At 71.7% G+C, this 7,465-nt stretch carries 5 protein-coding genes and 1 pseudogene; 3 read left to right on the top strand and 3 right to left on the bottom strand.

Annotation, left to right across the window (positions count from 1 at the left end; all coding sequences use genetic code 11):
* The 3 genes from GT030_RS08450 to GT030_RS08460 all read right to left on the bottom strand — a co-directional run.
* The coding region (locus GT030_RS08450; RefSeq protein WP_202459855.1) for a PucR family transcriptional regulator ligand-binding domain-containing protein at nucleotides 1-693 on the bottom strand (693 nt) is incomplete at its 3' end.
* A gap of 51 nt (nucleotides 694-744) precedes the next feature.
* Nucleotides 745-2,127, bottom strand: a complete 1,383-nt coding sequence (locus GT030_RS08455; protein ID WP_161200557.1) for an FAD-binding oxidoreductase — start codon at nucleotides 2,125-2,127, stop codon at nucleotides 745-747.
* A gap of 51 nt (nucleotides 2,128-2,178) precedes the next feature.
* A complete protein-coding gene (locus GT030_RS08460; RefSeq protein ID WP_161200560.1) occupies nucleotides 2,179-3,981 on the bottom strand; it encodes a glycoside hydrolase family 15 protein in 1,803 nt (600 codons plus the stop codon).
* A gap of 553 nt (nucleotides 3,982-4,534) precedes the next feature.
* Between GT030_RS08460 and GT030_RS08465 the strand changes: the two genes are divergently transcribed.
* The 3 genes and pseudogenes from GT030_RS08465 to GT030_RS08475 form a co-directional block, all read left to right on the top strand.
* The gene (locus tag GT030_RS08465) at nucleotides 4,535-6,202 is read left to right on the top strand and encodes a CTP synthase (RefSeq protein ID WP_161200558.1); all 1,668 of its coding nucleotides are present in this window, start codon (nucleotides 4,535-4,537) and stop codon (nucleotides 6,200-6,202) included.
* Between the two features lie 84 nt (nucleotides 6,203-6,286).
* Nucleotides 6,287-6,913, top strand: coding sequence for an NUDIX hydrolase (locus tag GT030_RS08470; RefSeq protein WP_161200559.1), 627 nt, complete (start codon nucleotides 6,287-6,289; stop codon nucleotides 6,911-6,913).
* A 198-nt stretch (nucleotides 6,914-7,111) separates the two neighbouring features.
* Nucleotides 7,112-7,465, top strand: a pseudogene (locus GT030_RS08475) (hypothetical protein); the annotation flags it as partial.

The raw sequence follows: 7,465 nt of genomic DNA on the forward strand, positions 1-7,465 counted from the left end.
GCCCGTCCCCGCGCCGCCGCCCGGCACGTCCACCAGCAGCGCACCCGCCGGCAGCGGCTCCGCCCGGTGCGGTCCGCGAAGCCCCTCCCACACCTGCAAGGGGTCCGCGCCCTCGGGGCCCGGCCCGGCCGCGTACAGCAGGCGGCCGTCCGCGGTCTCCAGGAACACCGGGTTGGCGCAGAATCCGGCGAGGATGGCGAGCAGCTGGGGCACCCCGCCCCCGCCGAGCAGCGCCTCCGTACAGCGCCGGTGGACGTCCTCCGCCCGCTGGAGCAGGGCGTAGTGGCCGTTGACGATCTCGGTGTGGATCTCCTCGGTGACCGCCACGAAGGGGACCTCGCGGTGCAGCTGGACCAGCGGCAGGCCGGTCGCCCGCGCGGTGTCCACCATCGCGGCCGGGAGCCGGGTGAAGCGCTGGCCCAGCTCCACCACCAGCGCGGCGATGCCCCGCTCGGCCAGCGTGCGCACGAACGCCCGCTGCTCGGCCGGACGCCGGCCCAGCCCGTACCCGGTGGTCAGCAGCAGTTCGCCGCCCCTGAGCAGCGAGGCGATGTGCGGGACCTCGCCCGCGTGCACCCAGCGCACCGCGCGCTCCAGCCGGTCCTCGCCCGCCACCACCTCCGGCAGCCCACCGCGCAGCCCGGGCAGCTCCAGCGCCCGCCGCACGGTGATCCCGCCACCCTCTGTGCCCATGCGCGGGACGCTACCCCCCTGACCTCGTACGGAACAGCCGGAGCGGTACAGCTACAGCGGCCGGATGTTGTGGTTGAAGCGGAAGACGTTGTCCGGGTCGTAGGCCCGCTTGACCTTCTCCAGCCGGAGCATGTTGCCCACGCCCAGGCCCGCGCCGACCCGTTCGGCGCCCTCGTCGCCGATGAAGTTCAGGTACACGTCGCCGGTGCTCCACGGCTCGACCTCGGAGCGCACCTCCCGCACCCAGGAGACGGCACGCTCGTCGTCGGCCGGGTCCTCCCAGATGGCGAAGGGATGCGCCGACCAGGGGGCGTCCCGGTAGGGGATCGGGTAGTCGTGCGGGCCGGACGCGAGGGCGCCGCCCTGCGGGAACAGGATGTGCTGGGTGCCGGTCGGCACCGGCATCCGCTCCGCGAGCGAGCAGTACACGTCCACCAGATCGTCCGGCAGCCCGGTCAGATACTCGGCCGACCAGTAGTTCCGCAGGCCGGACGGGTCGTCGATCATGCACTGCACGTCCGCGTACGGCAGCTCGGCGACCAGCCCGCCCGCCACCGGCAGCGCCAGCAGCGGCCCGATCAGGCCGCGCAGCGCCTCCACACCGCCCGCGTACGTCACCAGCGCCCCGCACACCAGCCGCCCCACCAGTTCCTCGGGGACGAACTCCTCGGGCGGTCCGGTGATGTACAGCAGCGCCCCGCCCAGCCGGTCCGGGCCGGCGTCGATCGCCTCGCGGAAGGCGCGCACCGCCCGGGGACCGTGCTCCGGCCGGTACAGCAGCAGGGCGACCGCGAACTCGGGCAGCTCGTGCAGGCCCAGGGTGAGCGCGGTGGCCACGCCGAAGTTCCCGCCCCCGCCGTGCAGTGCCCAGAACAGCTCGGGATGCTCCTCGGGGCCGGCCCGTACCTGCTCGGCGTCGGCCGTCACCAGCTCCACGCCCCGGAGGTTGTCCACGGCGAGACCGAAAGCACGGTCCAGCCAGCCGGTGCCGCCGCCGAGCACGAACCCGCCGACCCCGGTGGTGGAGACCCGGCCGCCGGTGGTGGCCAGCCCGTACGGCTGGCAGGCCCGGTCCAGGTGGCTCATGGTGGCGCCGCCCTCGACCCGTACGGTGCGGGCCTCGGGGTCGACGCCCACGCCGTGCATCCGGCGCAGGTCCACCACCACCGCGCCGTCGCCCAGGGCGTTGCCCGCGACGCTGTGCCCGCCGCCGCGCACGGCGACGGGCAGATCCAGGTCACGGGCGAAGCGGACCGTGCGCACCACGTCGGCCGCGTCCGCGCACTGGGCGATCACGGCCGGCCGCCGGTCGATCATCGCGTTGAAGACGGCACGGGCCTCGTCGTACCCGGCGTCGCCCGGCACGAACACCTCGCCGGTCAGCTCCTCGCGCAGCGCGGCGAGCGCCGCGCCCGCCTTCGAGAGGGGGGCCATGGCCGCCCCCTTCCGCATCGGGAGTGGTCCGCCTTCCAGCCTAGGAGGGATTCAGCCCCCGTACGCGCCCGAGGCCGTCAGCCGCAGGGCGGTGTCGATCAGCGGGACGTGGCTGAACGCCTGCGGGAAGTTGCCGACCTGGCGCTGGAGGCGGGGGTCCCACTCCTCGGCGAGCAGGCCGAGGTCGTTGCGCAGGTCGAGCAGCTTCTCGAACAGCTTGCGGGCCTCGTCCACCCGGCCGATCATCGCCAGGTCGTCCGCCATCCAGAACGAGCAGGCCAGGAAGGCGCCCTCGTCACCGGGGAGGCCGTCGACGCCCGCCTCCTCGCCGTCGGTCGGGTAGCGCAGGATGAACCCGTCGGAGGTGGACAGCTCGCGCTGGATCGCCTCGATGGTGCCGATGACCCGCTTGTCGTCCGGCGGCAGGAAGCCCATCTGCGGGATCAGCAGCAGGGAGGCGTCCAGCTCCTTGGAGCCGTAGTACTGGGTGAAGGTGTTGCGCTCCGGGTCGTAGCCCTTCTCGCAGACCTCGCGGTGGATGTCGTCGCGCAGTTCCTTCCAGCGCTCCAGCGGGCCCTCCGCGTCCCCGGACTCGATCAGCTTTATCGTGCGGTCCACGGCGACCCAGGCCATCACCTTGGAGTGCACGAACTGGCGGCGCGGCCCGCGCACCTCCCAGATGCCCTCGTCCGGCTCCTGCCAGTGGTCCTCGAGGTAGCGGATCAGCTTGAGCTGGAGCAACGAGGCGTAGTCGTTGCGGGCGAGCCCCGTCATGTGGCCCAGGTGGAGGGCCTCGATGACCTCGCCGTACACGTCGAGCTGGAGCTGGTCGGCGGCGCCGTTGCCGACCCGGACCGGACCGGAGCGTTCGTACCCCGGCAGCCAGTCCAGCTCGGCCTCGCCCAGCTCACGCTCCCCGGCGATGCCGTACATGATCTGGAGGTTCTCCGGGTCGCCCGCGACCGCCCGCAGCAGCCACTCGCGCCAGGCGCGGGCCTCGTCGCGGTAGCCGGTGCGCAGCAGCGAGGACAGGGTGATCGCCGCGTCCCGCAGCCAGGTGTAGCGGTAGTCCCAGTTGCGCACGCCCCCGATGTCCTCCGGCAGGGAGGTGGTGGGCGCGGCCACGATGCCGCCGGTGGGGGCGTAGGTGAGCGCCTTCAGCGTGATCAGCGAACGGATAACGGCCTCACGGTAGGGGCCGTGGTACGTGCACTGGTCGACCCAGTCGCGCCAGAACTCCTCCGTCGCCCGGAGCGCCTGCTCCGGCTCGGGCAGCGGCGGCGCCTCCTTGTGCGAGGGCTGCCAGGAGATGGTGAAGGCCACCCGCTCACCGGCGGAGACGGTGAAGTCGGAGTACGTCGTCAGGTCCTTGCCGTAGGTGTCCGCCTCGGTGTCGAACCACACCGAGTCGGGACCCGCGACGGCGACCGTACGGTTCTCGTACTTGTGCACCCACGGCACCACACGGCCGTAGGAGAACCGCATGCGCAGCTCCGAGCGCATCGGCACCTCACCGCTGAGCCCCTCCACGATCCGGATGAGCTGCGGGGCGCCGTCACGCGGGGGCATGAAATCCGTCACCCGCACGGTGCCGCGGGGGGTGTCCCACTCCGACTCCAGGATCAGCGAGTCGCCCCGGTAGCTCCGCCGGGCCGCCGTGGGCGGGGGTGAGTCCGCCGCGTACGCCGGGCCGAGCCGCCAGAAACCGTGCTCCTCGGTGCCGAGCAGGCCGGCGAAGATGGCGTGCGAGTCGAAGCGTGGCAGGCACAGCCAGTCCACCGTGCCGTCCCGGCAGACCAGGGCAGCGGTCTGCATGTCTCCGATGAGTGCGTAATCTTCGATGCGCCCGGCCACGTGCAACTCCAGTCGAACGGCCACGTCACCCCCGCACGAGGGGGCAGTCGCTTGGTGCGGTCAAGGGGTGGTTGTCATACGTTGAGCGGTGAAGCAAAGCAGCCCGCCGAGCCCTGAGGCAAAACGGCGGTCCATGCTCAACGAACTGCCGCGCTCTCCATGTTCCACATGCCGGCGGCGGGGATGCTGGAGGCGGGGGTGTGCCGTCATCCCGGCCGCCCTCGGCAGCGAGTGTCCGAGCAGGATACGACGCACCCGGATGATCCGCGCGCCGCTCGGGGCAACCCGTGTGGGCCGAACGAGTGACCGCGGGGTGAGAACCTCGTGACGGCCGCCCGCGCATCCGGTGCCTGGTCACACCAGCCGTCCCGGCCGTGTGCGGAGCGTGGCCGGACGCCGACTCCTCCAGGCGCTGATACCCTGGTAGCCCGTGGACCGGTGGGCCCAAAACCCCCGAACCGCAGCGACGACGCCACCGCGAGGAACACCAGATTCTCCGGGCCGGCGACCGCACCGCATCACAGACAGCGACCACGGGAGCCCCCTCTTGGCCATGCCGCCGAAATCCACGACGACCAAGCACATCTTCGTCACCGGGGGTGTCGCCTCCTCGCTCGGCAAGGGCCTCACCGCCTCCAGCCTGGGCATGCTGCTCAAGGCTCGCGGCCTGCGCGTCGTGATGCAGAAGCTCGACCCGTACCTGAACGTCGATCCCGGCACGATGAACCCCTTCCAGCACGGTGAGGTGTTCGTCACCAACGACGGCGCCGAGACCGACCTGGACATCGGCCACTACGAGCGCTTCCTCGACCGCGACCTCGACGGCTCGGCCAACGTCACCACCGGCCAGGTCTACTCCACGGTCATCGCCAAGGAGCGGCGCGGCGAGTACCTGGGCGACACCGTGCAGGTCATCCCGCACATCACCAACGAGATCAAGCACCGCATCCGGCGCATGGCCACCGACGAGGTGGACGTCGTCATCACCGAGGTCGGCGGCACCGTCGGCGACATCGAGTCGCTGCCGTTCCTGGAGACCGTCCGCCAGGTCCGCCACGAGGTCGGCCGGGACAACGTCTTCGTCGTCCACATCTCGCTGCTGCCCTACATCGGCCCCTCCGGCGAGCTGAAGACCAAGCCGACCCAGCACTCCGTCGCCGCGCTGCGCAACATCGGCATCCAGCCCGACGCGATCGTGCTGCGCTGCGACCGCGAGGTCCCCACCGCCATCAAGCGCAAGATCTCGCTGATGTGCGACGTGGACGAGGACGCCGTCGTGGCCTGCCCCGACGCCCGCTCCATCTACGACATCCCGAAGGTCATCCACGGCGAGGGCCTGGACGCCTACGTGGTCCGCAAGCTCGACCTGCCCTTCCGGGACGTGGACTGGACCACCTGGGACGACCTGCTGGACCGTGTGCACAAGCCGGACCACGAGATCACCCTCGCCCTGGTCGGCAAGTACATCGATCTGCCCGACGCCTATCTGTCGGTCACCGAGGCGCTGCGCGCCGGCGGCTTCGCCAACCGCGCCCGCGTCAAGATCAAGTGGGTCACCTCCGACGACTGCAAGACCCCGGCCGGTGCCGCCGCCGCCCTCGGCGACGTGGACGGCATCTGCATCCCCGGCGGCTTCGGCGACCGCGGTGTGCTCGGCAAGGTCGGCGCCATCCGCTACGCCCGCGAGAACAAGATCCCGCTGCTCGGCCTCTGCCTGGGCCTGCAGTGCATCGTGGTCGAGGCCGCGCGGAACCTGGCGGACATCCCGGACGCCAACTCCACCGAGTTCGACCCGGCCACCGCCCACCCGGTCATCTCCACCATGGCCGAGCAGATGGACATCGTCGCCGGTGAGGGTGACATGGGCGGCACCATGCGGCTGGGCATGTACCCGGCCAAGCTGGCCGAGGGCTCCATCGTCCGTGAGGTCTACGACGGCAAGGAGTACGTCGAGGAGCGGCACCGCCACCGCTACGAGGTCAACAACTCCTACCGCGCCGAGCTGGAGAAGAAGGCGGGCATCGTCTTCTCGGGCACCTCGCCCGACGGCAAGCTCGTCGAGTACGTGGAGTACCCGCGTGAGGTCCACCCCTACCTCGTCGCCACCCAGGCGCACCCCGAGCTGCGCTCGCGGCCGACCCGGCCGCACCCGCTGTTCGCGGGCCTGGTGAAGGCTTCCGTCGAGCGCAAGACGGCGGGCAAGCCGAAGAATTCCAAGTAACACACCAGTTGTTACGGTGGCCGGGGTGCGAACCTTCAAGGGTGCGCACCCCGGTTTTCTTTTGCGCACGTGGAGGGACAGGGCATGACGATCAAGGACACCCCCGAGGAGTGGGAGATCCGCGACAGCGCGACCCCGTTCAGGGGCAACAAGACCGCCGTCCGCACGGACGACGTGGTGATGCCCGACGGCTCGGTGGCCCGCCGCGACTACCAGGTCCACCCCGGCTCGGTCGCCGTCCTCGCCCTGGACGAGGAGGACCGGGTCCTGCTCATCAGCCAGTACCGCCACCCCGTACGCCACAAGCTCTGGGAGATCCCGGCCGGCCTGCTCGACGTGCCCGGCGAGAACCCGCTGCACGCCGCCCAGCGCGAGCTGTACGAGGAGGCGCACGTCAAGGCCGAGGACTGGCGGGTGCTGACCGACGTCTACACCAGCCCCGGCGGCTGCGACGAGGCGGTACGGATCTTCCTCGCCCGCGACATCTCCGAGGTCCAGGGCGAGCGCTTCGTCCCGGAGCACGAGGAGACGGACATGGAGCACGCGCGCGTGCCCCTGGACGAGCTGGTGCGGCTGGTGCTGGCCGGGGACCTGCACAACAACTGCCTGGTCGTCGGCGTCCTGTCGCTGGCCGCCGCCCGCGCCGGGGACGGGCTGGACAGCCTGCGCCCGGCCGACGCGCCGTGGCCCGCGCGGCCCTTCGCGTCCTGACCGCCTGCTGAATCCGGCCAAGATCCACAGCAGTACCCCAGCAGGCCCCCCAATGGTGTGACCATCGCCTGATCCGATCGGGGGACCCGTCCGCCGCGCTCCACCGGGAACGTCGCAGAGCGTGAACTAGGCTCTGGAAAACGCCCGCACCGGAAGACCGGCGGGCTTTGCGCGTGCGGTGGGACGGGAGCGTGGCCCGTGACGGATCAGGCGGTGGACCAGGATGAGGCGCGGCTGTCGGAGCCGCCGGCCCCGACGGGTCATTTCCTCGGGCGCGCACGGGAGTTGAAGGAGCTCAGGGCCGACATCGAGCGCACCGGCCTGGACACCCTCGCCGGCCGCAAGGCACCCCGCGCCCGGGTCCTCCTCATCGCCGGGCGCCCCGGCTCCGGCCGGACCGCGCTCGCCGAGGAGTTCGTCCGCCAGGTCGCGCAGCGTTACGCCGACGGAGTGTTCCGGACCCGTCTCGGCGACCCGGACGGCACCGCCGTACCCGTGGAACGCGCCGCCCGCGAGCTGCTCGGCGCGCTCGGTGCCCCCGCCCCCGCGGGC

It is taken from the genome of Streptomyces sp. SID1328, assembly GCF_009865595.1.
Classification (GTDB): Bacteria; Actinomycetota; Actinomycetes; order Streptomycetales; family Streptomycetaceae; genus Streptomyces; species Streptomyces griseoluteus.